Origin of the sequence: Paraburkholderia flava (assembly GCF_004359985.1) — a bacterium.
In the GTDB taxonomy this organism is placed as follows: domain Bacteria; phylum Pseudomonadota; class Gammaproteobacteria; order Burkholderiales; family Burkholderiaceae; genus Paraburkholderia; species Paraburkholderia flava.
On the sequence record NZ_SMRO01000003.1, the window covers coordinates 1,175,195 to 1,200,206 of the forward strand.

Annotated in this window: 29 protein-coding genes; 13 read left to right on the forward strand and 16 right to left on the reverse strand. The window is 63.2% G+C overall.

The features are described 5' to 3' along the window. Window positions 1-41: 41 nt before the first annotated feature. Both E1748_RS27830 and E1748_RS27835 read right to left on the reverse strand, forming a co-directional pair. Complete coding sequence (locus tag E1748_RS27830; RefSeq protein WP_133650454.1) at window positions 42-467, reverse strand: hypothetical protein; 426 nt, start codon at window positions 465-467, stop codon at window positions 42-44. Window positions 468-636: 169 nt separating this feature from the next. Continuing rightward, window positions 637-1,569: a LysR family transcriptional regulator gene (locus E1748_RS27835; RefSeq protein ID WP_133650455.1), complete on the reverse strand. Its 933-nt coding sequence runs from the start codon at window positions 1,567-1,569 to the stop codon at window positions 637-639. A 102-nt stretch (window positions 1,570-1,671) separates the two neighbouring features. Between E1748_RS27835 and E1748_RS27840 the strand changes: the two genes are divergently transcribed. Continuing rightward, window positions 1,672-2,406, forward strand: coding sequence for an SDR family oxidoreductase (locus E1748_RS27840; protein WP_133650456.1), 735 nt, complete (start codon window positions 1,672-1,674; stop codon window positions 2,404-2,406). Window positions 2,407-2,513: 107 nt separating this feature from the next. Here E1748_RS27840 and E1748_RS27845 read toward each other — a convergent pair whose 3' ends face one another. Next, the gene (locus E1748_RS27845) at window positions 2,514-3,641 is read right to left on the reverse strand and encodes an MBL fold metallo-hydrolase (RefSeq protein WP_133650457.1); all 1,128 of its coding nucleotides are present in this window, start codon (window positions 3,639-3,641) and stop codon (window positions 2,514-2,516) included. Between the two features lie 85 nt (window positions 3,642-3,726). Here E1748_RS27845 and E1748_RS27850 point away from each other — a divergent pair, with 85 nt between their 5' ends. Further along, window positions 3,727-4,341 (forward strand): TetR/AcrR family transcriptional regulator, encoded by a 615-nt coding sequence (locus E1748_RS27850; RefSeq protein ID WP_133650458.1) that lies wholly within the window; start codon window positions 3,727-3,729, stop codon window positions 4,339-4,341. Window positions 4,342-4,521: 180 nt separating this feature from the next. Here the strand turns inward: E1748_RS27850 and E1748_RS27855 are convergent, their stop codons facing one another. Genes E1748_RS27855 through E1748_RS27865 form a run of 3 tightly spaced genes read right to left on the reverse strand, consistent with a single transcriptional unit; the run spans window position 4,522 to window position 6,701 of the window. After that, window positions 4,522-4,905 carry a DUF3592 domain-containing protein gene (locus E1748_RS27855; RefSeq protein ID WP_133650459.1) on the reverse strand — a complete coding sequence of 128 codons (384 nt, stop codon included), beginning with the start codon at window positions 4,903-4,905 and terminating at the stop codon, window positions 4,522-4,524. 45 nt (window positions 4,906-4,950) lie between these two features. After that, window positions 4,951-5,508, reverse strand: a complete 558-nt coding sequence (locus tag E1748_RS27860; RefSeq protein ID WP_133650558.1) for a sugar O-acetyltransferase — start codon at window positions 5,506-5,508, stop codon at window positions 4,951-4,953. Window positions 5,509-5,552: 44 nt separating this feature from the next. Continuing rightward, window positions 5,553-6,701 (reverse strand): hypothetical protein, encoded by a 1,149-nt coding sequence (locus E1748_RS27865; RefSeq protein WP_338119604.1) that lies wholly within the window; start codon window positions 6,699-6,701, stop codon window positions 5,553-5,555. On the opposite strand from E1748_RS27865, the gene E1748_RS27870 reads away from it, so the two are divergent. From E1748_RS27870 to E1748_RS27890, 5 genes are all read left to right on the forward strand, one after another. Further along, window positions 6,691-6,912, forward strand: coding sequence for a hypothetical protein (locus tag E1748_RS27870; protein ID WP_133650460.1), 222 nt, complete (start codon window positions 6,691-6,693; stop codon window positions 6,910-6,912). The genes E1748_RS27865 and E1748_RS27870 overlap by 11 nt on opposite strands. A 47-nt stretch (window positions 6,913-6,959) precedes the next feature. Continuing rightward, window positions 6,960-8,216 carry a metal-dependent hydrolase family protein gene (locus E1748_RS27875; protein ID WP_133650461.1) on the forward strand — a complete coding sequence of 419 codons (1,257 nt, stop codon included), beginning with the start codon at window positions 6,960-6,962 and terminating at the stop codon, window positions 8,214-8,216. 71 nt (window positions 8,217-8,287) lie between these two features. Continuing rightward, window positions 8,288-9,658 (forward strand): MFS transporter, encoded by a 1,371-nt coding sequence (locus E1748_RS27880; protein WP_133650462.1) that lies wholly within the window; start codon window positions 8,288-8,290, stop codon window positions 9,656-9,658. 138 nt (window positions 9,659-9,796) lie between these two features. Further along, window positions 9,797-11,059 carry an MFS transporter gene (locus E1748_RS27885; RefSeq protein WP_133650463.1) on the forward strand — a complete coding sequence of 421 codons (1,263 nt, stop codon included), beginning with the start codon at window positions 9,797-9,799 and terminating at the stop codon, window positions 11,057-11,059. A gap of 176 nt (window positions 11,060-11,235) precedes the next feature. After that, on the forward strand, window positions 11,236-11,883 hold the full coding sequence (locus E1748_RS27890) for a glutathione S-transferase family protein (RefSeq protein WP_133650464.1): 648 nt from the start codon (window positions 11,236-11,238) through the stop codon (window positions 11,881-11,883). Between the two features lie 39 nt (window positions 11,884-11,922). On the opposite strand, the gene E1748_RS27895 is transcribed toward E1748_RS27890, so the two are convergent. Continuing rightward, window positions 11,923-12,447: an Lrp/AsnC family transcriptional regulator gene (locus E1748_RS27895; protein ID WP_133650465.1), complete on the reverse strand. Its 525-nt coding sequence runs from the start codon at window positions 12,445-12,447 to the stop codon at window positions 11,923-11,925. 150 nt (window positions 12,448-12,597) lie between these two features. Here E1748_RS27895 and mdeB point away from each other — a divergent pair, with 150 nt between their 5' ends. After that, window positions 12,598-15,315 carry an alpha-ketoglutarate dehydrogenase gene (gene mdeB, locus E1748_RS27900; protein ID WP_133650466.1) on the forward strand — a complete coding sequence of 906 codons (2,718 nt, stop codon included), beginning with the start codon at window positions 12,598-12,600 and terminating at the stop codon, window positions 15,313-15,315. A gap of 346 nt (window positions 15,316-15,661) precedes the next feature. After that, window positions 15,662-16,579: a LysR family transcriptional regulator gene (locus E1748_RS27905; RefSeq protein WP_133650467.1), complete on the forward strand. Its 918-nt coding sequence runs from the start codon at window positions 15,662-15,664 to the stop codon at window positions 16,577-16,579. A 331-nt stretch (window positions 16,580-16,910) separates the two neighbouring features. On the opposite strand, the gene E1748_RS27910 is transcribed toward E1748_RS27905, so the two are convergent. Continuing rightward, window positions 16,911-17,132, reverse strand: a complete 222-nt coding sequence (locus E1748_RS27910) for an FmdB family zinc ribbon protein (RefSeq protein WP_133650468.1) — start codon at window positions 17,130-17,132, stop codon at window positions 16,911-16,913. A 73-nt stretch (window positions 17,133-17,205) separates the two neighbouring features. Then, window positions 17,206-18,177, reverse strand: a complete 972-nt coding sequence (locus E1748_RS27915) for a GlxA family transcriptional regulator (RefSeq protein WP_133650469.1) — start codon at window positions 18,175-18,177, stop codon at window positions 17,206-17,208. Between the two features lie 129 nt (window positions 18,178-18,306). Between E1748_RS27915 and E1748_RS27920 the strand changes: the two genes are divergently transcribed. Continuing rightward, window positions 18,307-19,128, forward strand: coding sequence for an SDR family NAD(P)-dependent oxidoreductase (locus E1748_RS27920; protein ID WP_133650470.1), 822 nt, complete (start codon window positions 18,307-18,309; stop codon window positions 19,126-19,128). Between the two features lie 89 nt (window positions 19,129-19,217). Here E1748_RS27920 and E1748_RS27925 read toward each other — a convergent pair whose 3' ends face one another. After that, complete coding sequence (locus tag E1748_RS27925) at window positions 19,218-19,673, reverse strand: helix-turn-helix domain-containing protein (protein WP_133650471.1); 456 nt, start codon at window positions 19,671-19,673, stop codon at window positions 19,218-19,220. 69 nt (window positions 19,674-19,742) lie between these two features. Between E1748_RS27925 and E1748_RS27930 the strand changes: the two genes are divergently transcribed. After that, entirely contained in the window at window positions 19,743-20,606 is an 864-nt protein-coding gene (locus E1748_RS27930; protein ID WP_133650472.1) for a class I SAM-dependent methyltransferase, read from the forward strand. Between the two features lie 132 nt (window positions 20,607-20,738). Here the strand turns inward: E1748_RS27930 and E1748_RS27935 are convergent, their stop codons facing one another. Together E1748_RS27935 and E1748_RS27940 are read right to left on the reverse strand one after the other, a co-directional pair. Then, window positions 20,739-20,951, reverse strand: a complete 213-nt coding sequence (locus E1748_RS27935; RefSeq protein ID WP_338119605.1) for a CsbD family protein — start codon at window positions 20,949-20,951, stop codon at window positions 20,739-20,741. Window positions 20,952-20,969: 18 nt separating this feature from the next. After that, on the reverse strand, window positions 20,970-21,242 hold the full coding sequence (locus tag E1748_RS27940) for a DUF6723 family protein (RefSeq protein WP_133650473.1): 273 nt from the start codon (window positions 21,240-21,242) through the stop codon (window positions 20,970-20,972). A gap of 295 nt (window positions 21,243-21,537) precedes the next feature. Here E1748_RS27940 and E1748_RS27945 point away from each other — a divergent pair, with 295 nt between their 5' ends. Further along, window positions 21,538-22,128, forward strand: coding sequence for a BPSL1445 family SYLF domain-containing lipoprotein (locus E1748_RS27945; protein ID WP_133650474.1), 591 nt, complete (start codon window positions 21,538-21,540; stop codon window positions 22,126-22,128). 143 nt (window positions 22,129-22,271) lie between these two features. Here the strand turns inward: E1748_RS27945 and E1748_RS27950 are convergent, their stop codons facing one another. From E1748_RS27950 to E1748_RS27960, 4 genes are all read right to left on the reverse strand, one after another. Continuing rightward, complete coding sequence (locus E1748_RS27950) at window positions 22,272-22,772, reverse strand: lysozyme inhibitor LprI family protein (RefSeq protein ID WP_133650475.1); 501 nt, start codon at window positions 22,770-22,772, stop codon at window positions 22,272-22,274. Between the two features lie 49 nt (window positions 22,773-22,821). After that, complete coding sequence (locus E1748_RS31595) at window positions 22,822-22,968, reverse strand: hypothetical protein (RefSeq protein WP_166653642.1); 147 nt, start codon at window positions 22,966-22,968, stop codon at window positions 22,822-22,824. A gap of 221 nt (window positions 22,969-23,189) precedes the next feature. Beyond that, window positions 23,190-23,561 (reverse strand): DUF4406 domain-containing protein, encoded by a 372-nt coding sequence (locus tag E1748_RS27955; protein WP_133650476.1) that lies wholly within the window; start codon window positions 23,559-23,561, stop codon window positions 23,190-23,192. Further along, window positions 23,558-24,172 (reverse strand): NUDIX hydrolase, encoded by a 615-nt coding sequence (locus E1748_RS27960; RefSeq protein ID WP_133650477.1) that lies wholly within the window; start codon window positions 24,170-24,172, stop codon window positions 23,558-23,560. Before E1748_RS27960 ends, E1748_RS27955 begins: the two co-directional genes overlap by 4 nt. 31 nt (window positions 24,173-24,203) lie before the next feature. Between E1748_RS27960 and E1748_RS27965 the strand changes: the two genes are divergently transcribed. Then, on the forward strand, window positions 24,204-25,007 hold the full coding sequence (locus tag E1748_RS27965) for a DeoR/GlpR family DNA-binding transcription regulator (protein WP_205965305.1): 804 nt from the start codon (window positions 24,204-24,206) through the stop codon (window positions 25,005-25,007). Window positions 25,008-25,012 lie beyond the last annotated feature (5 nt).

The window sequence follows — 25,012 nt, forward strand, 5'->3', positions numbered from 1 at the left end:
AGGACGCGGCGCCTCAAGATTCGATAGACCAAGGGTGTGTGCTATTGCAGCGCGAGATGCGCGTTTTCCAGCCATGCCATGACCGGGGCAACTGCTTCGTCGGAAACGTCCTGATCCCAAAACCGGGATGCAACCAGTACATCGAGATCAAGCCCCTCGAGGGAATGCCGCACGATAACAGCCCCAATTTGCATGCGCCTCGCTCGATTGACAATGCTCCATACCTTGGCTTGCCCCGCATTGCATTGCAGCTCAATGCCGAACGCCTGTTGCAACGCGCCGTCCCTGGACTTGTCTTTCATCCAGTCGACCCGCGAAGCCAGGGCTTCATCCTGAAGGAGCACTGTCAACAGGTTCCGTGCGTCGAAACCCGACAGCGCTACGACAAGGAAACGATCGGTTTCGAATACCTGTGGGGTCGACAAAGGTTCAAGGCACAACGGGTGCTGATCTGCGCTCGCTTTCATAGGGCATATTGAGTTTCATTCGAGACTCAACATTGTTCGCCAGGCTTGAACGCCGCGAAGGCGCAAAAGCGAAGTTGCGTCCCTAAAGGCGCACTTCGGATTGCTATTTTCGCCCGCGCGCCAGGGTTCTCGACGACACGTGGAAGTTTCCCGTTGCGCAGTCCGTGAGTTAACTCGATCGACGCGGCGCAACGACAGGCGCTGCATGAATTCCCGGCAGCGTCGGTATCCGCTCCGCGAGAAACTGGAAAAAAGCGCGCGTTCTCAGCGGCTGATAGCGGCGCGACGGCAACACGAAATAGATCGGATGAGGCGACATGTCCCACCTGGGCAGCAGCCTCACGAGACGGCCCGAATCGATCAGATCCTGAACGAGCCAGCCCGGCGCGGCACCCACGCAGGAGCCCTCCAGATAGCACTCGCGCAACGCGAGCGAACTGTTCACGCGATACTGGCCGCGAGGCCGCACGACGATTCTCTGCGCGCCGCGCGTGAATTCCAGTTCCGCGCCGATGTGCGAGCGCGCGTAGCCGACGTATCGATGGGCGAGCAGGTCTTCCGGCTTGCGGATTGTCGGCGTGCGTGCGACGTATTCCGGCGTTGCGATCAGCACGCGCGGCGACGACGCGATCATGCGGGCCACGGCGTTGGGCGGCAGATCGCCACCGATCCGGATTGCGACGTCGACACCTTCCTCAACCAGATCGATCACGCGATCGGTCAGATTCAACTCGACGTCGATCTCCGGGTACATCGACAGGAACTCCAGCATCAGCGCATTCAGCCGCAATTCGCCGAGTCCCATCGGCGCGGTCACGATCAGCGTGCCGACCGGTCGTTGCGTTTGTCCGCGCACGTCCGCGACTGCATCGACATATTCTTCGACGACCCGCTTGCAGCGTTCGTAGAAACGTCGACCTTCGTCGGTTGGCGTGAGGCTTGTCGTCGTGCGGTCGAGCAAGCGCACGCCGAGGTCTTTTTCCAGCGCGGAGATGATCTTGCTCATCGTCGGCTGGGTGATTTTTTCTTCGCGGGCGACGGCGGAAAAACTGCCGAGTTCGACCGCGCGCGCATACAGTCGCATCGATTGAAGAGAATCCAAGTCATTCCTCCGTGGCATGGCCTATATGCAATTCTTGCGCATTCTGCTGTGATTTGGAATGACGTAACGTTCATCCGTCTTCACTTTTTTGACGGGGAACATATGAATATCGGAACGCAATCGTCGCTGGATGGCGCGCAGGTCGTCGTGTTCGGTGGGAGTTCGGGGATCGGTCTCGCTGCTGCGGCCGCGGCGAAAGCGCGCGGCGCGGAGATTACGCTGGTAGGGCGTACGCGGGAGAGGCTCGACGTCGCCGCGCGGTCGGTCGGCGGTGCGCGCACGGCTGTTGCGGACATCGCGGACCGGCAGTCGGTCGAAGCGGTGTTCGGCGGCATTGCGCGTGTCGATCACCTCGTGATCACTGCGGGCAGCTTCGTCGCGGGCAAGCTCGCCGACTCGGACCCGGAGCACCTGCTCAAGGCGCTGCAGGAGCGCATCGCGGGCGCCGTCTACGCGATCAAGGCCGCGTTGCCGCTGATGCCGTCCACCGCGTCGATCGTGCTGATGAGCGGACAGCTCGCCGATCGTCCGTCGGGCAACGGGACGTCGGTGCTCGGCGCGGCGGTGAGCGGTATCGAGACGCTGGCGCGCTCGCTCGCGCTCGAACTGAAACCGATTCGCGTGAACGTGGTTGCGCCGGGGTTTGTCGATACGCCGTTGTTCGACACGTTCGATGCGGACACGCGTGCGGCGCTGCTTGGGCAGGCTGCGGCGGCGTTGCCAGGCGGCCGTATCGGGCGCGCGGATGAGATCGGCGAAGCGATCGCGTTTTTGTTGGGGAATGGGTATGTGAATGCCGAGGTTTTACATCTCGACGGGGGCGGACGGTTTGTTTGAGCGTGCTTGGGTGTTGTGTCGCACGTCGGCTTGTTCATGTCGAGCGTGCGAATTTTGCTTAGCAAGCGAACGGGGCGGCGTCGAGCAGACGCCGCCCTAAAAGATCATCAAGACTTCGCGTTCCCCGCATCGTGCGCAGCACACAGGCGCCACGCAGCCTTCGACTTCGCGACAGGCTCTGCCACATTGCGCCACCAGCGCTCGCCACCATGCGGCGCAGTCAGATCGAGCCGCTCGCCCATGCGCGGCGTCGACAGCGCAACACCACGCTCGACGGCCAGGGCCGTCACCCGTTCGAACGGTTCCTGCCACGGGTGCATCGAAAGATCGAACGTGCCGTTGTGAATCGGCACGAACCAGCGGCCGCGCAGATCGATGTGGGCCTGCACCGTTTCTTCGGGGTGCATGTGAACGTACGGCCATTGCGCGTTGTACGCGCCGGTCTCGACGAGCGTCACATCGAAGGGTCCGAAACGTTCGCCAATCGCCTTGAAGCCGTCGAAGTAGCCGCCGTCGCCGCTGAAGAACACACGCAGATCGTCGTCGACGATGACCCACGATGCCCACAACGTGCTGTTGCCGTCGAACAGACTGCGCCCGGAAAAATGCTGCGCGGGCGTCGCGGTGAACTGCACGCCGTCGACCTCGGTGCCTTGCCACCAGTCGAACTGCCGCACCTTCGATGCGTCGATACCCCATTCGATCAACCGGTCACCGACGCCGAGCGGCGTCAGAAACACGCCCGTGGTCTGCGCAAGCGCGAGCACGGTTTCGCGGTCCAGATGATCGTAGTGATCGTGCGAAAGAATCACGCCACGCAGTGGCGGCAGATCGGCGAGTGCGATCGGCGGCGCGTGAAAGCGCTTCGGACCGAAGTGGCGGAACGGCGATGCGCGCTCGGCGAACACCGGGTCGGTCAGCCAGAACTGGCCGCGCAGTTTCAGCAGCATCGTCGAATGGCCGAGCCGGTAGAGGCTGCGGTCAGGTGCGGCGTCGAGTTGCGCACGCGTCAGCGTATCGACCGGCAGGCTGGCTGCCGGCACCGTACCGCCCGGCTTGTTGACCAACATGTCCCACGCGATGCCGAGCATCTTGCCCACGCCTTCGACCGGACGCGGCTTGACGTTATGGAAGCGTTCGCCGTCGTGCTGCGGCGACGAACTCGACCGCTCGCGACCGCGTCGCGCGGCGGTGAAACCCAGTACACGGCTGAATAAAGCGGGTAGCGACGTCATGAGAGAGGTGATCCGGAGATGAATGTACACTCGGCAGTGTAGTTTATTTTTCAGAAAAGTAAACTACCCGGTGTAACATTCGGTTATGGACTCGAGCCCATCCCCTAATCGTCTGACCGACCGCAAGCGCGTTGCCATCGTGAGTGCCGCGATCGAGGAATTTCTTGCTGCCGGCTACGACGCGACCAGCATGGATCGCATCGCCGCCCGGGCGAGCGTGTCGAAGCGCACGGTGTACAACCACTTCGCGAGCAAGGAAGCGCTGTTCGCGGCGATCCTGCATCAACTGTGGGACGCGAGCCAGACGGATAGCGCGCTCGTCTATCGGGCCGACCAGCCGCTGCGTGCACAGTTGCTCGAGCTTTTGAGTCATCGAATGCAGCTTCTGAATAACGATGTCTTTCTGTCGCTCGCACGCGTGGCGATTTCGGCTGGCCTGCATTCGCCGGAACGCGCGCGCGAGATGGTCGCTCGCATGGGCGAACGCGAGGAGGACGTGAGCGTGTGGGTGCGTGCAGCGGCCGCTGATGGTCGTTTGAAGACCGACGATCCGCCGTTCGCGGCTTTTCAGTTGCAGGCGCTGATCAAGGGGTTCGCGTTCTGGCCACAGGTTGCAATGGGTCAGGCGCGCCTGAGCAAGCGCGAGCAGAAGCGGATCGCGGAATCGGCGGCGGATATGTTTCTTGCGTGGTATGCGTGAGAGGAAGTGGCGCGGCGCAGCGCAGCTTTGCGCCGCAGTAGTTGAGACAGTCCTGACTGTCGTACTTTTTGAATCCGCTGCGGCTCGTCCCTCTTCGTTTTAGCCGCGCTTTTCTCAAGAGCGACGCGTGCTCTTGCCCATCGCCGGTCGATCCAGGAGACAACCTCAGGACACTCGCCGCTATCGTCTTGCCGGATCGGCGTAGGGCGGTTTCGGATCACGATCCGCTTCTGCATCGGCCGGATTGGATGGATTGACATAGACGTCGGTGACGTCGCCGAGTCGAGGCACGCTGCCCGGAAAGTAGGACTGGCGGAAAACTGTCTCGTGGAACTGGCCGTCATGCGCGAGGTAGCGTACGCGGCATCTGATTTTTACGAGGTTACTGCTGCGCGACAGTTTGGGAATGTTCTGGACAGCGACCACGGTTCCCACCTCGACGTTGCCGGTCTTGCGCAACGTGCGTCGATGAAAGAAGTGATAGACGCCTGTGCCCCATCTGTAGACAGCCCAGAGGAGCAACGCGACTACAACGATGCGAAAGAGAAGCGTCTCTGTATTCACGGATATTTGCGGCAAGTTTCCAGAAGCTTGTACGCGGACGCTCTCTCACTCCGCTATCGAACGAATCACCCTGGCCGGATTCCCGCCGACGAGCGTATTCGGCGGCACGTCCCGCGTAACGACCGATCCCGCCGCGACAACCGAATTCTCGCCTACTGTGACGCCACCGATAATCGTCGCGCCGGCTGCGATCCACACGTTTTTCCCGATCACGATGGGCTTTGCGATGACACCGTTGCGTCGCTGCGAAGGTTCGATCGGATGACCCGACGTGATGAGACTCACGTTAGGCCCGATCATCACGTCGTCGCCGATGTCGAGGCCGCCCAGGTCGTAGAACGTGCAATTCTGGTTGATGAAGACATTGCGCCCGACCCGGATGTCGAGCCCGCCGGTTGTGTAGAACGGCGGTGCCAATACAAAACTGTCGTCCACCTTCCTGCCGATGAGATCGCTGAACAGGGCCCGGACTTCATCCGCGTCGTTGAAGGTCAACCGGTTGAGCGAGGCGGTGATCGCCATCGCGCGTTTGACGTTGGCCACCATGGCCGCCGATTCCGGCGTTTTCCGATGAATTACCGTGGTGCGATCGTCGTTCGGCATTTCTTTGTTTTTTCGGTTGCTGTTTCGTGAGCGGCCGATCGCATTCAGGTGTAGCGCCACTCTTCAGCGATGTCGTTCGCAAGGGCTACTTTCTTCCGGACAGTCTCGGCGAGGTCCGCTTGCACGTGGTCCGTCCTGTCCAGTTGCCGGAACAGGAATTTCAGCGCGGCGGAATTGATCGGACGCAACACGCGACCGTCGATGGCCGACATCCGTCGTACGTTGCGCTTCGCTTCGCCGAGCAGATCGCGCGTCGCACTGAGGTCCGGGACGAGCCCCGTGCCGGCGCGAAATTGCGCGGCAAGCTCGGACGCATGATCCGGTGACTGTCCCAGCAGATCCGTATCGACGACGACATCCGCGCTCTGTAGCGTTCTCCAGACGCAAAGAATCCAGAGGGCGATAAACGCTCGATAGGCCTCGCTACCCTCGACCGTTTGCGCGTAGCGATCGCAGGCGGCCGCGTACGCATCGTATGAGGTCGGCGAAACAGGCGGCAACTTCACGCCGCATTCCGCGATGACCTGCCTCACCATCGGCTCGCTGTGTTGAAGACCGAGTACACGAAACGGCGCTGCCACGAAGAACGCGTTGCGCCACTGCTGCCTGAGTAACCAGCCCGATGCAAATTGCGAAGCCGGGTTGCGCAGAATCCCGACATGCATCACGTCGGGAAAGGCTTCCTTAAGCCACGGCATGCGCCCCTGAGATCGGCAGAACTTGAGAACCGCGACTTTGCCCTGCCGAGACGAGGTCTCGCAAAGGTCGTTCAGATACGTTTGTAGCGCCGGAAAATCTGCATCCGGTTGCGTGCCGAACTGATCGACCGCGAAGCTTTTTCGATAGCCACGCACGCCGCGCTCGGTCGATTGCAGCAACGGCCGGTATTCGTCGAAGTAGGCTTTACTCATCGACGGGTGGCCGGAATTGGACGTGGGGCGAATATCGCCTATATCGGCCGCGCTTAGCTCGCCGATAACCGAACTCAGTGGCTCATAGAACGCATCGACCGATTCCAGCGCACGGAATCGCGACCACAGCCACGTTCCTGCGGTTCGCCATCCGGCGTGCAAAAAGATGCCCCGCATCGGCTGCGTGTTCGCGCCGATGGCGCCTGGCTGATCGGGCAGCGCCGTTACGGTATTCGCCGGGTCGGCTGCGGAACCGGATGGACTCGAATGCGTGGTGGTCATCGTCTTCTACGAAATCGCCATGAAAAAGCGGGTGTTCCAGCAGGACAGCATTCTGCGCGCGCATGTCGGAAATTGCCGCATGGTTTTGCAAAATACCGTCCGCATCTTTCATTTTCCTTCGCGTGTGTACGGGAACCTGCAGTGGCATTTTTGTTCAACAGCTAACCGCCGCTACCCTGTGTACGATGCGAGATGGCGGCACAGCGCGTAGCGAGGCCACCAGAGCATGTCCGTGCAAACCCTCCAGAGAGGATCGCGATGGCATCTGTGACAACGTTGTTTCATAACGGCGCGCTGCTCGACCCGACGCAGCCGGAACTGCTGCCCGGCCACGACGTACTGATCGAAAACGGCATGGTGCGCGAGGTATCCGACAAGCCGATCAAGAGCAGCAGTGCGCGCGTGATCGACTTGAAGGGCAAGACGATCATGCCCGGCCTCATCGATCTGCACGTGCATGTCGTCGCGATCGAATTCAATCTGCCGTGTGTCGCACTGCAACCGAACGTGCTCGTCACGCTGCGCGCCGTGCCGCTGATGCGCGCAATGCTGCGGCGCGGTTTCACGACGGTACGCGATGCGGGCGGGGCCGGTTATCCGTTCAAGCAGGCCGTCGAAAGCGGGCTCGCGCAGGGGCCGCGTCTGTTCGTGTCCGGCCGCGCGCTCAGCCAGACCGGCGGTCACGGCGACGTCCGCACGCGTAACGATTTCATCGCGCCCGACATGCCGTGCGGTTGCTGTGTGCGCGTCGGTGCGCTGTCGCGTGTTGCGGACGGTGTCGACGGCGTGCGCCAGGCCGTGCGCGAAGAACTGCAGATGGGCGCGGACCAGATCAAGATCATGGCGTCCGGCGGTGTTGCGTCGCCGACCGATCCGGTCGGCGCATGGGGCTACTCGGAAGACGAAATCCGCGCGATCGTCGCGGAGGCTCGCGCGCGTCACACGTACGTACTCGCGCATGCGTACACGCCCGACGCGATCGCGCGCGCGGTGCGCTGCGGCGTGCGCACGATCGAGCACGGCAATCTGATCGACGATGCCACCGCGCGCGTCGTCGCCGAACACGATGCGTTCGTCGTGCCGACGCTCGTCACCTACGATGCACTTGCCAGCGAAGGCGCGAAGTACGGACTACCGGAAGCGAGCCTCGCGAAAGTCGCGGACGTCCACGAAGCGGGGCTGCGTTCGCTCGATGTGCTCAAGCGCGCAGGCGTGCGGATGGGTTTCGGCACTGATCTGCTCGGCGAGGCGCAGCGTCTGCAGAGCGACGAATTCCGGCTGCGCACGCAGGTGCTCACGCCAGCGGAAGTGATCGCGAGCGCGACGCTCGTCGGCGCGCAGGTGCTCGGGATGACGGACAAGCTCGGCCGTCTCGTGCCGGGCGCGTTCGCCGACGTGCTGGTGGTCGACGGCAATCCGCTCAAATCGATCGACTGCCTGCTCGGGCAGGGCGACCACATTCCGCTCGTGATGAAGGGCGGCGAGATCCAGTTCGACGAACTCGAACACGCGTGATCAAGCGCGTGCGCGCGTGAAAACGCAAACGCACGCGACACCTTAGCCACCGTCTGACCGGAGCCGCCGCGATGACTTCGATTTCCGCCCGCATCGAGCGCATGCCGTTCGCGCGCTTTCACCGTCGCCTGCTGTTGATGGGTGGTCTCGGCTATACGTTCGACGCGATGGACGCCGCCGTCCTCGCGTTCCTGCTGCCGGTGCTGCGACGCGACTGGGCGCTGACAAGCGTGCAGACCGGCGTGCTCGGCAGCGGCACGTTCATCGGTTACTTCGTCGGCGCGATGCTCGCGGGGATGCTTGGCGATCTGATCGGCCGGCGCCGCGTGATGATGTATGCACTGGTGATCTACTGCTTTGCGTCGCTCGCGAGCGCGGTCGCGCACGACTGGACGTTCTTCCTCGCGACGCGCATCGTCGCCGGACTCGGCACCGGCGCGGAAAGCGCGATCGTCGCGCCATTCCTGTCGGAGTTCGTCGCGCGGCGTTATCGTGGCGCGTTCACCGGCAGTCTCGCGGGCTTCTTCTCGTTCGGTTTCGTCGCGGCTGCATTGCTTGGCTATTTCGTGATTCCGCTCGCACCGCAGGCGTGGCGCATCGTGATGGTGATCACCGCGCTGCCGATCGTGATGCTGCTGTGGTGGCGCCGGTCGCTGCCCGAATCGCCGCGCTGGCTCGAAGCGCGCGGCCGGCGCGCGGAAGCCGAGGCGATTATCGCCGCCGCCGAAGCCGAACTGCGCGCCGACGGCGTGCAGCTCGACCCATTGCCACCCGATGCGGATGCCGACGTGCCGGTTGCGGCGGGGCGCGCATCGGTGGTCGCGAACGTGAAGGCGCTGTGGTCGCGCAGCCTCGCGCGCATCACCGCGATGACGTGGTTGATGTGGCTGTCGATCACGTTCAGCTACTACGCGTTTTTCACGTGGATTCCGGGGCTGCTGGTGCAAAGCGGGATGACGATCACGCGCAGCTTCTCGTACTCGCTCGTGATGTACCTCGCGCAGATTCCCGGCTATTTCTCGGGCGCGTGGCTCAACGAAAAAATCGGCCGGCAGGCGACGATCGCGAGCTACATGGTGCTCGGCGGCGTGTCGGCGCTCGGGCTCGCGCTGACGCGCAGCGACGCGGGGATCATGGCGTCGGGGGTGCTGCTGTCGTTTTTCATGAACGGCACGTACGCGGGCGTCTACGCGTACACGCCCGAAGTGTTCCCGACCGACGTGCGCGCGACCGGCGTGGGGCTGGCCTCGTCGATCGGACGGCTTGGCGCGATTGCGGCGCCGATTCTCGTCGGGTATCTGTATCCGGTGTTCGGCTTCGCCGGCGTGTTTGGCGCGACGACGACGGTGCTGCTGATCGGTGCGCTCGCGGTCGTGCTAATGGGCGTGCAGACGCGCGGGCGCTCGCTGGAGGATATTGCGGCGGAGCAACTGCATCGCTGATGCGTGTTTGCCTGGAGGGCCGGGGTGACAGGTAGTGACGATACCGGGATCGCGTATGAACTGGTTGTGCCCGTCGAACGGCTATAGCATCGGGAGACTGGGCTTCCATCGCAGGCCCGCATCACGCAAGGGCCTTTCATGACGCGCCACACCTCCACCGCACCCGCTCCATCCGCATCCGCCGATGCGGACGGCGGAACGCCGCACTGGCAACGCAATCTCGCTGTGTGTGTGTTCGGTTCGTTCACGACGATCGTTGCGATGACGCTGCTGTTGCCGTTCCTGCCGCTGTACGTCGAGCATCTGGGTGTGTCGGATCACGCGGCTATCGTGCAGTGGTCGGGTATCGCGTTCGGTGCGACGTTTTTTAGTGCTGCGCTGGTTGCGCCGCTGTGGGGTCGGTTGGCCGATCTGTACGGGCGCAAGTTGATGCTGATTCGGTCGAGTCTCGGGATGGCCGTCGCGATGTCGTTGATCGGCATGGCGCACGACGTGTGGCAGCTTGTTGCGTTGCGGTTGCTTGCGGGGTTGCTTGGCGGTTATGCGTCGGGTTCTACCGTGCTTGTTGCGACGCAGACGCCTAAGGCACGGACCGGTTGGGCGCTTGGTGTTTTGGCGTCTGGGATTATGGCTGGCAATCTGGTTGGGCCGCTGATCGGTGGCGTGCTGCCGCCGTTGATCGGTATCCGTCAGACGTTCTTTGCCGCGGGCGGTACGATTTTTATCGCGTTTCTCGCTACGCTGTTTTTGATTCGTGAAGAGCCGCGTCCTTCGCGTTCAGCTAAGCAAAAGCAGCCCGGTGCCTGGTCGCTCGTTACGGATCCGCGGCCAGCTGTTGCGATGCTGGTTACGGGGCTGCTGCTGATGGTCGCGAATATGTCGATCGAGCCGATCATCACTGTGTATGTTGCGCAGCTCGTCGATGTGCGGCATGTGACGATGGTTTCGGGGCTTGTGATGTCAGGTGCGGCGCTTGGGAGCATTTTGTCGGCTTCGCGGCTTGGCAAGCTTGCCGATCGTGTGGGGCACTGGAATGTGATTGTGGGTTGTCTGTCGGTGGCTGCCTTGTTGCTGATTCCGCAGGCTTACGTTACTGCTGCCTGGCAGTTGATCGTGTTGCGGTTTTTGATGGGGCTTGCGCTTGGTGGTTTGCTGCCGTGTATCGCTAGCGTGATTCGTCACAACGTGCCTGAAGGCGTCGCGGGTACGTTGCTTGGGTACTCGACTTCGTCGCAGTACGCGGGGCAGGTGGCTGGGCCCGTTATCGGTGGGTTCGTCGGGGGGCACTTTGGGATGCGAGCGGTGTTTCTTGGGACCTGCGTGTTGATGGCGGCGGGGGCGGTGTTTAATCGGGTTGTGCAGCGGGGAAGGGGGGAGGTGCGGGTGCTGGATGGGCGGTGAGATTTCGTTTGCGCTGTGTGGATCAGGGCGTGTAGGCCGCATCTGAAGCGCGGATTGGTTGGAGCGTGAGATTGGCACACGTTGCGAAAGGGTAAGCGCAGTCAAAAACGGCTACCGGGAAGTGGGTCCATTTATACTTCAGACCTACCAGAAACTGCAGAATTGGCGAGGGTCGAATGCTTAAGGTATGGGGCCGACGTAATTCCTTCAACGTTCAAAAGGTATTGTGGCTAGTCGGAGAGTTGGGTCTTCCGCACGAGCATATACCTGCTGGCGGCAGTTTCGGAATCAAGGATACGCCCGAGTTTCTGGCGATGAATCCACATGGCCGGGTTCCTGTGATCGACGACGACGGAACCATCGTTTGGGAGTCGCACAGTATTTTGAGGTATCTGGCTGCGCGCTATGGATGCCCGGCCTTTTGGAATGAAGATCCACGGCGCCAGTCAAATGCGGATCGCTGGATGGACTGGTCTCAGACAAGCCTGCAACCCACGTTTCTGACTGGCGTGTTTTGGGGCTTCTACCGGACTCCGCCCGAGCTACAGAATCAGGCAGCAATCGAGAAAAGCATCGGACTGTGTTCTCAATGCTTCCAGCTTCTCGACCGGGTACTCTCAGATCAACCTTTTCTTGCTGGCGACAGCCTCACCCTGGCGGATGTACCCGCAGGGACGAACCTGTATCGATATTTTGAGCTGGATATCAAAAGACCTCACGTGCCGAACGTTGAGGCATGGTATGAACGGCTCAAACAGCGCGCCGCATATCGAGAGCACGTGATGATTCCCTTCGATGAGTTGCGCGGCCGACTCGACTACTAGGGAAGAAGAAGGATATCGATTCGTCTGCGCCCAACCCCCTCACCTCCAATCCGTCGCCACATCCTCCGGATCAATCAACGTAACCCCCGAAGCCGGCAACGGCAACGCGGTTTTATAGCGCACCTGCTTGAGCGCAAAACTCGACCGAATATTCGACACCCCAGGAATCTTGGTCAGCTGCTCGAGAATAAAGCGCTCCAGCGAAGACATATCCGGCACGACAACCCGCAACAGATAGTCAGCATCGCCGGTCATCAAATAACACTCCATCACCTCCGGCCGCTCGCTGATCGCCTGCTCGAACCGCTTCAACGCATCCTCCCTCTGCTTCTCGAGACTCACCTGAATAAACACGTTGATCTTCAGCCCAAGCGGCTCGGGATTCAGCAGCGTGACCTGCTGCTTGAACAACCCGAGCTTCTCAAGCGCCCGTACGCGGTTGAAGCAAGGCGTCGGCGACAGATTCACCGCACGCGCAAGATCCGCGTTCGTGATGCGCGCGTTCTGCTGCAACTGGCTGAGGATGGCGATATCGATCCGATCGAGACGGCGCGGCGTGCTCATGATAAATATTCTGAAAATTGGAAAATAACAGGAATAAATACACTATCAGGAGAGAATCTGACAAGCAAATCAGACGCCTATTCTGCGATCCGGCGGGTAGCATGTTTTGAACGATTGATGGTTCGAACGCGCCTTTTCGCGGAGCAGACGATGACCGATTTATCCAGTGGCAGCGGCCCGATACAACGCATCGGCAGCGCGCACGAAGACACCGATCCCGCCGAGACCGGCGAGTGGCTCGACGCGCTCGAAGGCGTAATCGCGCATGTCGGCGTCGAGCGCGCGCAGTATCTGTTCGATCGTCTCGCCGCGCATGCGCACGGGCTCGGTGTGCGCGCGTCGCGCAGCGGTTCGACGCCCTACGTGAACACGATCGCCCCCGAGCGGCAACCGCCGTATCCGGGCGATCTCGCGCTCGAAGAAAAACTCTCGGCGGCGCTGCGCTGGAACGCGCTCGCGATGGTCGTGCGCGCGAATCGCGCGTACGGCGAACTGGGTGGGCACATCGCGAGCTATGCGTCGGCGGCCGATCTGTTCGAGACGGGCTTCAATCATTTCTTCCGCGCGGCCGTGCCCGGTGGCGACGGTCGCGACGGCGGCGATCTGGTGTACTTCCAGCCGCATTCGTCGCCGGGCGTGTATGCGCGTGCGTACCTCGAAGGCTTTCTCGACGAGGAGCAGTTGCGGCACTACCGTCGCGAGATCGCGGGGCCGGGGCTGTGTTCGTATCCGCATCCGTGGCTGATGCCGGATTTCTGGCAGTTCCCGACCGGCTCGATGGGCATCGGTCCGATCAACTCGATCTACCAGGCGCGCTTCATGCGCTATCTGCAGAATCGCGGACTCGCACGCACCGAAGGCCGTACCGTGTGGGGCTTTTTCGGCGACGGCGAGATGGACGAGCCGGAGTCGCTGGCCGCGTTGTCGCTCGCATCGCGCGAGCGGCTCGACAACCTGGTGTTCGTGATCAACTGCAATCTGCAACGGCTCGATGGGCCGGTGCGCGGCAACGGTCGCATCGTCGACGAACTCGAAGCGCAGTTCGTCGGCGCGGGCTGGAACGTGATCAAGGTGGTGTGGGGATCGGACTGGGACGCGCTGTTCGAGCGCGATCGCAGCGGCGCGCTGCTGCGCGCGTTCGCGCGCACGGTCGATGGTCAGTTCCAGACCTTCTCTGCAAACGACGGCGCGTACAACCGCGCGCGCTTCTTCGGCCAGAACCCGGAACTGGAGGCACTCGCTGCGCAACTCGGCGACGACGACATCGACCGCTTGCGGCGCGGCGGTCACGACGTGCGCAAGCTGCACGCGGCGTACGCGCAGGCGCTCGCGCATCGCGGTCAGCCGACGGTCGTGCTCGCGAAGACGATGAAGGGTTTCGGCATGGGCACGGCGGGGCAGGGCCGCATGACGACGCATCAACAGAAGAAGCTCGATTTCGACGATCTGAAGGCGTTCCGCGACCGCTTCCGGTTGCCGCTGTCGGACGACGACGTCGAGCAGGTGAAGTTCTACAAGCCAGCGGAAGACAGCCCGGAGATGCAATACCTGCACGCGCGCCGGGCTGCCCTGGGAGGCTTTCTGCCCAGAAGGCGGAGAGCGGCGTCGAAGGGGCTGACCGTGCCTTCGATGTCGTCCTGGGGGCAATTCGCGCTGGACGCTGGCGACCGTTCGATGTCGACGACGATGGCGCTCGTGCGCATGCTCACGGCGTTGCTGAAGGACGCGGAGATCGGTCGACGTGTCGTGCCGATCGTCGCCGACGAAGCGCGCACGTTCGGCATGGCGAATATGTTCAGGCAGGTCGGCATCTATTCGCCGCTCGGGCAACTGTACGAGCCGGAAGATCTCGGCTCGATGCTGTACTACCGCGAGGACACCGGCGGACAGATTCTCGAGGAAGGCATTTCGGAGGCGGGCGCGGTGTCGTCGTGGATCGCGGCGGCGACCGCGTACAGCGTGCACGATCTGCCGATGCTGCCGTTCTACGTGTACTACTCGATGTTCGGTTTTCAGCGCGTCGGCGATCTGATCTGGGCAGCCGCCGATCAGCGGGCACGCGGTTTCCTGATCGGCGCGACGTCGGGCAAGACGACGTTGGGCGGCGAAGGGCTGCAGCATCAGGACGGCACGAGCCATCTCGCTGCATCGACGATTCCGAACTGCCGCGCGTACGATCCGGCGTTCGCGTACGAACTCGCGGCGATCGTCGATGAGGGGATGCGCGAGATGGTCGAGCGGCAACGCGACGTGTTCTATTACGTGACCGTCGGCAATGAGAACTATGCGCAGCCTTCGGTGCCCGGTGGCGATCTGTCCGTGCTGCGTGATGGGATTCTTAAGGGGATGTATCCGTTGGGTGCTGCTAACGCAGCGCAGGTTCAACTGCTTGGCTCTGGCGCGATTCTCGGCGAAGTGCTGGCCGCGCAGCAGATGCTGAAAGAAGACTGGTCGATCGATGCGGCCGTTTGGAGCGTGACGAGTTTCACCGAACTGCATCGCGACGGCAGCGCAGCCGAACGGCGCGCGCGGCTCGGTGGTCCGACTGACGAGCAAGCTTATGTCGCGACTGCACTCGCCGCATCCACCGGCCCCGTAGTCGCCGCGACCGACTACGTGCGCGCATTGCCCGAACTGATCCGCGCCTACGTGCCGCGCCGCTACGTGACGCTCGGCACCGACGGCTTCGGTCGCAGCGACACGCGCAGCGCTTTGCGTGCGTTCTTCGAAGTCGACCGCACGGCAATCGTGATCGCAGCGCTGCGCGCGCTCGCCGACGAAGGCACGATCGACGCGCACATCGCAAGTGATGCATTGCGTCGTTATCGCGGCGATGCAGAGCCAGGGCCTGCGTCGTGGGAGTGCTGACCAGTCGTACCTAAGACCCACCTAAGACGCGTCGTTGATCTGACCGGAGATAGAACTGCCGTCGCGGCACGCGCCGGCAGCGCTGTTTTTCCGGAGGCGATGCACGGCGACCATGCCGATGACACTTCATCGGACCGATGCGGTGCGCTGCCCGTGATCGACGAGGGTCGATCAGCTTCATCCGCGATTTTCCACGCGCCCTATGCTCAATCGGCGCATTAATCGACGCGCACACCGCTTCCATTCTCTCCCGGCCCCGTCGTCGTGTAAGCTTGATGCCGCTGCCGTCCGGCGCGCTAGCGCGGACGGCACCGCGCCATTCAACACACACATCAAGGCACTCGCTATGGACCGCTTCGAAGCAATGGAGATCTTTACTCGCGTCGTCGAGGCGAATAGTTTTTCCAAGGTTTCGGAACTGCTGGATCTGCCGCGCGCGAAAGTCAGCCGGACCATTCAGGCGCTGGAAGAACACGTCGGCGTCCGGCTGCTGAACCGTTCGACGCGTCAGGTCAGCGTGACCGAAGACGGCGCGCTGTTCTACGAGCGCTGCGTGCGGATTCTCGCCGAGGTCGCGGACGCGGAATCGTCGCTGTCGAGCAAGCGCGATAACCCGACGGGCACGGTGCGCGTCGATACGTCGGGTACGCTGGCGCGCGCGCTGCTGCTGCCCGCACTCGACGATTTCTACCGGAAGTTTCCGGGCATCGACGTGCGGCTCGGTCTCGCGGACCGCAACATCGATCTGATCCAGGACGGCGTGGATTGCGTGATCCGGATGGGCGCGCTCGACGAATCGAGTCTCGTCGCGCGGCGCATCGGCGATGCGCGGATCGTCACGTGTGCGTCGCCCGCGTACCTGGAGCGCAACGGCGTGCCGGACACACTCGAAGACCTCGAGCGACATCACGCGGTGAACTACGTGTCGGCGCGCAGCGGCCGGACGTTTCCGTTCGAGTTCGAAGCCGAGGGGGAGACGGAGAAGGTGCACATGAACGGCATGCTCGCAGTGAACGACGGCAGCGCGTACATCGAGGCGGCCGTGCGCGGCTACGGGATCATCCAGCCGTCGCGTTTCATGGTCGCTGAACTGATTGCGCAGGGCGATCTGCGCGAAATTCTCACGACGTATCGCTGCCCGTCGACGCCGCTGTCGATTCTCTATCCGCACCGGCGCAATCTGAGCTCACGGCTGCGCGCATTCGTCGACTGGATCAGCGAACTCGCGAAGAGCAATCCGGATCTGAAACTGGAGCACGGCTGAACGCGTCAGTGCGTTTGAGCGCATGACGTTCAACGCGCAGCGACACCGCTAGCGGCGGCGGAAATGTCCGCTGATGGGATCGACGAAGAAAGCGAACGCGACGAGTGCCGCGATGCCGATCGGCGATGCGATCAAAACTGTGGTCATCATTTTTCTACCCCGTACTTTTTACCTGCTGTTACCCCTCAATTTGTACGATACATGATGTCGCCGAATGGTGCTCATCACCATAGGGACCGCTCATTACGTAGATTCCCTGCGGCTCTCCGGGCAGCAGTGCGTTAGCGCGAGAAGCCGGTCATTCTTGCCGTTACCTGGGTGCGCAAGAGTCTCAGCAGCACGAGCAGCCCGCGCGATGACGCATCCCGTACGATCCCGATCCCTCGCTGTCCGAATCGCCGCCGCCCGAGGTGGCCAGCATCGGCGTGCCGGTGTGAATGCGTTCGACCGCGTCGCCGCAGCGCGGACAGTCGACCGGCGCGTCGCGCTCCGCGATCTTGCGCATCGTTTCGAAAGTGCCGCAGCTGGCGCACTCGTAGTCGTACATCGGCATGACGTCCTCGCTGATCCGGGTAGCTTCTTCTCTCGACTTTCCATTCTATCGACGCATGCGCCGTTCCGCAGCGCTACGCGGCTTCCTCCGCAGACGTAGCTTCCGTCTCGTCCGCCCCGCGCGCTGCACGTCGGATCACCTGCGGCGGTTGCCCGAACGCGCGCAGAAACGCGCGCCGCATCCGCTCGCGATCGCCGAAGCCGGTGTCGCGCGCGATCACATCGATCGGATGACGGCCCGATTCGAGCATCAGGCGTGCGGCTTCGATCCGCAGATGCTCGATCGCCTTCGCCGGCGACTGCCCCGTCTCCGCGCGAAACGCACGGCTGAACTGTCGCGCGCTCAAGTGCGCGGCTTCGGCGAGCTGTTCGACCGATAGCTCGGTGTGCAGATTCTGCTTCGCGTAGTCGAGCGCGGTCTGGATGCGATCGGAGCGCGGTTCGAGTTCGAGCAGCGCGGAAAACTGCGACTGACCGCCCGCGCGACGGTGATAGACCACGAGCTTTTTCGCGACCTCGCGTGCGAGTTCGGCGCCCATGTCCTTCTCGACGAGCGCGAGCGCGAGATCGATGCACGCGGTCATACCAGCCGACGTCCACACCGGCCCGTCGATGATGAAAATCCGATCCTCTTCGAGCTTCACGTTCGGATACGCGCCGCGAAACTGCGGCGCGAAGAGCCAGTGCGTGGTCGCGCGACGGCCCTCGAGCAGGCCCGCGTGCGCGAGATTGAATGCGCCGGTGCAGGTCGAGCCGATGCGCCGCGCGGTTTGCGCCGAGCGCTGCAGGAAGCCGGGCAGTTCGGGCGGCGGCTCGCACAGGTTGTTGTCGCCGACGACCAGCACTGTGTCGAAGCGGCTGTCGTCGAACGGCTGGGTATCGACTGCGATACCCGACGAACTCTGCACCAGCCCGCCATGCGCCGACAGCAGCACCACGTCGTACAGCGGCTTGCCGTCGATGATGCCGGCCACCTCGAATACCGTCGTCACCGACAGGTTCAGGACCTGGAAGCCGGGATAAAGCACGATTCCGATGCGCAGCATGGCGATTCTCCGAGGGGTTTTCAGCGATGTCCTGAAAAGTGGCATCTATGACATTTGCGTCGCCAGATTATGCCTCTATTCTCCGATCCATGCAGACCGATATCGGCATGCACCCACTGGAGAAACACCATGAGCGGCACTACCAACACCAAGGCACATCAAGGCACGGCGCTGATTACGGGCGCATCGTCGGGCATCGGCGCGGTCTACGCGGACCGCCTCGCACGACGCGGTTACGACCTGATCCTGGTCGCACGCAACCGTGAGCGGCTCGACCGCCTCGCGAGCCGTCTGACCGACGAAACCGGCCGTTCGGTCGAAGTCGTTCCCGCCGATCTCGGCAAGCGCGACGACGTCCGCCGTATCGAGGAAATCCTGCGGACCGATTCGAGCATCACGATGCTGATCAACAACGCGGGCTTCGGCGGCGCGGGCACCGTGCTGCAGGCCGACCCGGACCGGATGGAAGCAATGATCGATCTCAACGTCACCGCGCTCACGCGGCTCACGTATGCGGCGGCACCGAAGTTCGTCGAGCGCGGCAATGGCGCGATCATCAACATCGCGTCGATCGTCGCGGTCGCGCCGCAACTGCTGAACGGCGTCTACGGCGGCACGAAGGCATTCGTGCTCGCGTTCAGCCAGTCGCTGCATCACGATCTCGGCGCGCAGGGCGTGCGCGTGCAGGCAGTGCTGCCGGGCGCGACGCGTACGGAGTTCTGGGACGTCGTCGGTCATCCGGTCGACACCGTCCTGCCGGAGAACATGGTGATGACCGTCGAAAAGCTGGTCGACTCGGCACTCGCCGGCTTCGATCAGGGCGAACTGGCGACCGTGCCGTCGCTGCCTGGCGCCGACTGGGATGCGTTCGAATCGGCGCGCGCGGCGTTGCTGCCGAACCTGTCGCGTAGCGAACCGGATGCGCGTTATGGAGTGCGTGTAGCGGCTTGATGCTTCAGGCTGATGACGTGGCGGGCGACGAGGTTGGTCGCCCGCTTTGTGCATTTTGCGCGGCTTGCTGGTCCCGCTTCGAACGTGAGTTATCGCTGCGTAGCGTGTAACGTCCGGGCCGGATTCGTCACGCGACTTTTGCGCGTCTTGTGTTCGCCGTGCGCAGCCACCCGAACGATCCGCTGAAACGTCGGGCATTCCATATGGCTCGGCGCGGGGCACGCGGCCACGTGCCGCAGACCGTCGCGCATCACGGTCAACGAGCGGATCGTTCGATCCAGTTCGTCCGCGCGCGCGACGAGTCGTTGCCGGTCGATATGCGGCTGTCCGTCCGGCCCGAACATCGACGCGATATCATCGAGCGAAAAACCGGCGGTGCGGCCGAGCGCGATCAACGCGAGCCGCTGCAGTACGCTGGCCGCGAACTGCCGCCGCAATCCGCGTCGGCCGCTCGACGCGATCAATCCTTTCTCTTCGTAGAACCGCAGTGTCGATGCGGGTACGCCGGATTGCTGTACGACTTCGGCAATGTCCAGATGTCTCACGCGCTTGACCTCAAGTCGGCTTGAATCGGCACAGTGTAGTTTCGTTTATCGATTCAAGGAGAAAAAGCCATGACGGAGACACAGCGTATCGACAACGGGCAGGCTGCCCTCTGGAACGGACCTTCTGCGCGCGCGTGGATCGGCTCGCAGACTGTGCTCGATGCGATGTTCAAACTGTTCGAGGATCTGCTCGTCGACGCGGTGCGCGACGGGCATGGTCGTCAGGTGCTCGACATCGGGTGCGGGACGGGGGCGACGACGCTCGCGCTTGCGCGGATGCTCGGCGAGCGTGGTCGGGTGGTCGGGGCGGACATCTCGGAGCCGATGATCGCCGTCGCGCGGGAGCGTGCCGCGCACGAACACGCGGCCGCACAGTTCGTCTGCGCCGACGTGCAGGCCCATGCGTTCGAACCCGCCGCCTTCGACACGATCGTGTCGCGCTTCGGCGTGATGTTCTTCGACGATCCGGTGCGTGCGTTCGCGAACCTGCGCGGCGCCGCCACCGACGACGCGACGCTTCGCGTGATCGCGTGGCGCGGTCCCGCCGACAACCCATTCATGACGACCGCCGAACGCGCGGCAGCACCGTTGCTACCCGATCTGCCGCCACGACGTCTGGACGGGCCAGGGCAGTTCGCGTTCGCGGACCGTGAACGCGTTCAGTCGATTCTCGATGCGAGCGGCTGGGCCGACATCGACGTCGTGCCGATCGATATCGAATGCACGCTGCCCGAGGCGGAACTGATCGGTTGCTTTACGCGGCTCGGGCCGCTCGGGCTGTTTCTTCAAAACGCGGACGAGCAAACGCGTACGCAGATCGTCGACACGGTTCGCGCGGCCTACGATCCTTATGTGCATGGCACCCAGGTGCGCTACAACGCCGCGTGCTGGATGATCGTCGCGCGTGCGTCGGCGAAGGCCCGGGTGTCGTAGCCCAGGTACCTGCGTACGGCGTGCGGGCTGTGCCACGCAGTTCGGCGCAGAAAGTACACGGTTTCAATTGATGGTCGAGCGGTGCGTCTACCGCCGCTGCGACGGCGCACCCGCTTGCCTGCACCGACCTACTCACAGGTTCGTCGGATTGCCCGGATCGACCTTGCCCTTTTCAGCGGCGCGGGTCTGGTCGCCGAGGTCCTTGCGGTTTTCACCCTCGGTGATTTCAGCGTCGCCTTTCGCCTTCTTCGCGTCGTTGCGCGTCACGGTGCCGACGGCTTTGTCGACGACGCCCTTCAGTTCTTCCTTCAAGCCCTTGCGCTGATCTTCGTTCATCGCGGTCATTGCTTCCTCCCTCGCGGGTCACGGTTCGGGGTTGCGCAGGTCCGCGGCGACGATGCGCCGGCCCTGCTCGGCGGCGGCGGCGCGTGCTTCCTCGATCGTCGCAAAGCGGCCGATCTCGGGTGCGCCGGTGAACGGGTACAGCATCCGCCCGTCATGTTTGCGGACCACCTTCAGCACGCCGACGAAACGGCCGTCCGCGTGCGATTCTGCCGTCACCATGATGCGGTAGTCGTCGGTGGGCGTAGAGGCGTGTGCGCCTGCGGCGTCGGCTTGCGATCGGGTTCTCGGCACGCTTCCTCCGGCGGTGTCCATGGCATTGGCTTCCGGTGCTGTCGCACGTCGCGTGCCCGGAGGTGGAGGAGGTTTCCGTTGCAGTCGTTCGTGGTGCGGGTGGTACCTCGTCGTATACCCGCTTATTTCTCCTTCCCACCCCCACTCACGCGAACCTCACGCGACAAACGCGGTCCATAACCGGGAGTCGTAACCTCGCTTCGAAGCTATCGGGGAAAGCGAGTGCGCCGTAGCGGTTGCGAATGACTCGAAAACAGACTCCAATGCCGTATCTTTCATTCAAGGAAAAAAGACCATGCGCCGACGTCAATTCATTGCGGGCAGCAGTGCAGTTATCGCGGCAGGGGGGCTCGCGCTGACGGGCTGCACGACCACGCCGCTCGGCGCGGGCAACGCCGCCGCCGAAAACACGCAGAAGCGCGCGACGATCAACACCGGGATCGACGCGACGATGGAGCGTCTGTACAACTCGGTGCACGGCTCGCGCGAACTGATCGGCAAGGCGAGCGGCGTGCTGGTGTTCCCGCAGGTGATCGCGGCGGGCTTCTGGATCGGCGGGCAGTACGGAGAGGGCGCGCTGCGCGTGAACGGCCAGACCACCGCGTACTACAGCACGGTCGGCGGTTCGTTCGGGCTGCAGATCGGCGCGCAGTCGAAGGCGATCATTTTCGCGTTCATGAACCAGCAGGCGCTCGACAAATTCCTGCAGAGCCAGGGCTGGGCCGCCGGCGCGGACGCGACCGTCGCGCTCGTGAAGGTGGGCGCGAACGGCAACGTCGACACGTCGACCGCGATGAGTCCGATTGAAGCGTTCGTGCTGACGAACGCGGGGCTGATGGCCGGGGTCTCGCTCGAAGGCACGAAGATCTCCCGGCTGGTCATCTGATAGCTGAATAAAAAGACGCGCGGCGGGCCACCGCCCGCGCACAACGGCCTGCGGCATCGCTTCGGTATGTCAGGCCATTGCGTCAGTAGCTGCGCGGGCAACCCGCCGCACGCGAGGAAACCGGTGAGAAACCGGCGAGGAAACTAAGGCTTTTGCGCGCGGTCTGCCAGCAGGTCCGCCGCCTTGAGCTTCATGATCGCGTCCTTTGCGGACGTGTCGAGGTTCTGCGTCATGACGTCGGCTTTAAGCGCGTCCAGTTGCGCCTGCTTGCCCTGGTCGACGTCCGCCTGCAATTCGCCGATGCGGCGGTTGTACCAGTTCGCGACGCACGCCTTGTCCTTGCAGTTGTGCTGACGCCATTGCCACTGGTGAATGCGGTCCGCTTCGAGCGCATCGCGGTCCGGCGTCACATCCTTTGCGTGCTGATAGACGGCGGCCAGCTTGTCGTCGAGCGACGACAGCGCCGGGTCACCGCACACGAGCTTTTCCGAACTCGACGCATTCTTCGGGCAATGGAAGCTTGCCGCCTGCGCGAGCGCGGAATAACCGCCCGCGCAGAGCATCGTCAGCAGCATCGCGGCGCCGATGCCGGCGCGAGCGCGGCGCGCTTGCGCGAGAGTGTCGATGAGGGTTTTCGTCGTCATGCTGATCGCTCCGTTGAGTGTCTGAAACGCAGGTAAGAACAGGTAAGGGCTAGCGGCAACTCGTCGTGCAGGAGATGCTGTTCACGCCGATCGCGGTACCGATCAGCGTGCCCGCGAGAAACGTCTGCCACGAGGTCGCGCAGCCCTGCAGGTTCAGCGCGCACGCGCACAGCAGAAAGACGATGGATCGCCGCATGTGGTGTTGTCCCTCGTCCCGTTGTGCAGTCGCGCGGATGAGCCGTGTGCCTGGGGCCTGTGCGGCGGCAAGCGCGGGTCTCGTTGGGATCGAATTATCTCGACGCGAACGCGCCGGAATGCGACGAACAGCGCGCGATGTCCGCGTGCGCTTACACGGTCTTTCGGTTCGGAAGGAAGTGGTGGGGAATGCGAGATGCGCGTAAGGCGCGCGGTGGGCGCTTATGAATCTGAGAGGTCCGGCAGTTCTTCAATCGACCGGTAAACGGGCAGGCCGAGTTCGCGCGCGATGCGTTCGTCGGCGTCCGCGCCGCGCGACGCTCCGGCGATGCGTAGCACCGCATCGCAACGGCGGATCAACCGGTGTGCGACGGGGTAGAGAAACGTCTCGCTGATCGCGTCGCCGGGATGCGTCGAGCCAGCTGCCGCCGACAACGGCAGCGCGACCCATTCGCCGATCATCGGCAGATGGCCGCGGCGGTAGACGTCGAGCGCAGCTGCTTCGAGACGATGCAGGTTCGCGGCGATGCGCGTGGTGTCGCCGTCCGTGCCGCTTCGATACGGGCCCGCGATCAGCACCAGTAGCGCGCTCATTCGGCACCTCGCGCATCGAGCCCGTGCAGCGCCGCGTACTGCAGAAGCATGATCGTCTTCGCATCGACGATCTCGCCGCGCTCGACAGCCTGCAACGCGTCGCGCAGCGGCATCTCGATCACCTCGATGTCTTCCCCTTCGTCGGCGAGCCCGCCACCGTGTCCGACCTTCGACGACGCATCGTATTCGCCGATGAAGAAGTACAGCTTCTCCGTGACCGAGCCGGGGCTCATGTACGCCTCGAACACCTTGCGTACGTCGCGCACGCGATAACCCGTTTCCTCTTCGGCCTCCGCACGGATGCGTTCCTCCGGCGACGCGTTGTCGAGCAACCCCGCCGCCGCTTCGATCATCATCCCGTCGTGCCCGTTGACGAACGCGGGCAGACGGAACTGCCGCGTCAACACGACTGTGCCGGCCGCGCGATCGATCAGCAGGATCGTCGCGCCGTTGCCGCGATCGTAGGTCTCGCGCGTCTGGCGCTGCCACGTGCCGTCGCTGCGCAGGAAATCGAACGTGGTTTTCTTCAGCACGTACCAGTCGTCGGACAGCAGCGTCGTGTCGATAATGCGCACGCGTTCGTTCACGACATGGGATTCGGCAGGCGACATCGCTGGCTCCATTCGACAGTTTCGAGCTGTGATGGTATCGTGCGATTTCGTGCAAAATCAAGAAAATTCGTGCAAGCCCATGTTGACCAGCCAACGTAAAAAAGCCATTCTTCAGGCACTCAAACGCGACGGGCAGGTGCTCGCGAAACCGCTCGCCGAAACCTTCGGTGTGTCGGAAGACACGGTGCGGCGCGATCTGCGCGAGCTGGCCGCCGACGGCCGGTTGCAGCGCGTGCACGGCGGCGCGTTGCCGGCTTCGTCGGCGGATGCGCCGTTCGGCGAGCGGCAGCGCATCGAATCCGCAGCGAAGCGAGCCATCGGCAAGGCGGCGGCGGGGATGATCCGCGATGGGCAGGTGGTGATCGTCGATGGCGGTACGACGTCGGCGGAACTGGTGCGCCATCTGCCGCACGATCTGCGCGCGACGGTCGTCACGCACAGTCCGAGCGTCGCGGTTGCGCTAGTCGAGCATCCGTCCGTCGACGTGATCGTGATTGGCGGCCGGCTGTTCAAGCACTCGGTGGTGACGGTCGGCGCGGCGGCGGTCGAGGCCATGGCGCACATTCGCGCCGATCTCTACTTCATGGGCGTGACCGGCGTGCATCCGCGCGAAGGGCTCAGCACCGGCGATCTCGAAGAGGCGTACGTGAAGCGCGCATTGGCCGCGCGTGCGGCGGAAACGGTGGTGCTCGCGTCGGCGGACAAGCTCAATGCAGCGTCAGCGTATGCGATCGGCGAGATCACGCTCGCACAGACGATCATCGTCGAGAAGGGGACGCCTGCGGCGTTGATCCGGCCGCTGGCGAAAGCGGGGTTGACGGTCGTGCGGGCTTGAGCGGG